This is a genomic window from Actinomycetota bacterium (genome assembly GCA_005774595.1).
In the GTDB taxonomy this organism is placed as follows: domain Bacteria; phylum Actinomycetota; class Coriobacteriia; order Anaerosomatales; family D1FN1-002; genus D1FN1-002.
The window spans coordinates 1-1,641 of sequence record VAUM01000381.1 but is presented as its reverse complement, the minus strand read 5'-3'; the positions used below and the strand labels follow the sequence as shown (position 1 = coordinate 1,641).

Sequence of the window (1,641 nt, the reverse complement as noted above, 5' to 3'; positions counted from 1 at the left end):
CGGCGCGGTCCTCGGCCAGCTCGAGCGCGTGCTGCGGCAGCGCAAGGCGGACATGCCCGAGGGCTCGTACACCGCGCAGCTGCTCGGCGGGCCGGCGGACCAGCTGCTCAAGAAGATCGGCGAGGAGGCCACCGAGGTCGTCATGGCGGCCAAGGACGGCGCGGCGGAACAGCTGCGCTGGGAGGCCGCCGACCTCGTCTACCACCTCATGGTCGTGATGGTCCGCGAGGGCGTGACCATGGACGACCTGGCCGCCGAGCTCGCGGGCCGCCGGAAGTAGGGGGCGCACGCGCGTGGCGGTCCGCCGGGTCCAGCAGCGCCTGCGTCACGAGCCGCTCTGGCGGCGCGTCGAGCGCAACCGCCTGCGGGTCGCGCTGTTCATGGCGGGCTTCGTGGCGGTCTCGGCCGTGGCGGCCGTCGTCATGGTGATGCCGGCGGCGTGGCTGCTGTCGCTCGCCGTCCTCGCGGCCGTCGGCGAGGTCGCCAGCGACGCGGGTTCGGGCGCCGTCGGCGAGGCCGCGTACCTGGCCGCCTCGGCCATCTTCGACTACCCGGGCCTGTTCGCGCTGGTCACGGGCGGGATCGGCGCGCTCGCGGGCGCGGCGCACCTGCGTCACACGCTGACGCGGCCGCTGCGCGCGCAGCTGTGCGCGATGGGCGCGGAGTGGGTGCCCTTCGACGAGATGCGCACCACCCGCGAGGCGCTCAAGGACATGGCGATCGCGTCGGGCGTGACCGACCCGCGGCCGGACCTGTTCGTGCTCGACTCCACCGGCGTCAACGCGTTCCTCATCGCGCGCGGCGGGCAGCAGCCGCTCGCGGTCGTGACCACCGCGCTGGCCAAGCGGTTCGACGCCGACGAGCAGCGCGCGGTCTTCGCGAACCTCATGGCACGCTACCTGGCCGGCGACGTGCACTGGGCCACCGCGGTCTCGGCGGTCATGTCCCCGCTGTGGCGATGGCGCGACCGCGACCTGTCCGGTGACGACGACCTCCCGCTGCGCCGAGGGTCGAAGCGCGCGTACCTGGCGGCCGACCGGCGCGGCGCGCTCTACATCACCACCTCGGTGAAGATCGCCGCCGACAAGGACGTCATGTCGGCCGCGATGCTGCTCACCGGAGCGCCGTTCGGGCTGGCCGCGTACGCCGTGGCCGTGGTGGTCTCGGAGTTCGTGATGTTCGGCCACCGCGTCTCGCAGCTCATCGCGTCGGAGAAGGCGGACGCCGAGGGGATGCTGCTGCTCAAGGACCCGCGCGTCATGCTGCGCACGTTGCGCAAGGCCGTCGAGGCGGACAACCGGGTCCGGCTCGGCGTGCCCATGTACGCCGGGCTGTTCTACATCTGGGCCGGCGACGACGTGGCCGGCGACGACGACCCCGAGTGGGAGCGCGTCTCACGGCTGCGCGAGGTCGTGGGCGTCGACGGCATCGCGGACGCGCACGAGGACGCCGAGCGCGTGGTCGCCGAGTCGGTGGCGCTGGCCTCGGTGCTCCCGCCGCCCGCGCCGCGCCTCGAACGCGAGGCCGAGGCGGCCGGGCGCGCGCGCGACCTCGAGACGCTGCGGGCCGAGCGCTCGATCATCCGCACGGCGTCCGGCGAGTACCGCCGCGCGCCCGCGTGGGGTGAGTCGCGCTCCGGCT

At 74.5% G+C, this 1,641-nt stretch carries 2 protein-coding genes; both read left to right on the top strand.

All coding sequences use genetic code 11. The features are described 5' to 3' along the window. Window positions 1–280: phosphoribosyl-ATP diphosphatase (gene hisE, locus FDZ70_10305; GenBank protein ID TLM66763.1), on the top strand; the 280-nt coding region annotated here is incomplete at its 5' end. Window positions 281–293: 13 nt separating this feature from the next. Further along, window positions 294–1,641 (top strand): hypothetical protein (locus tag FDZ70_10300; GenBank protein TLM66762.1); only part of this gene is annotated, 1,348 nt, incomplete at its 3' end.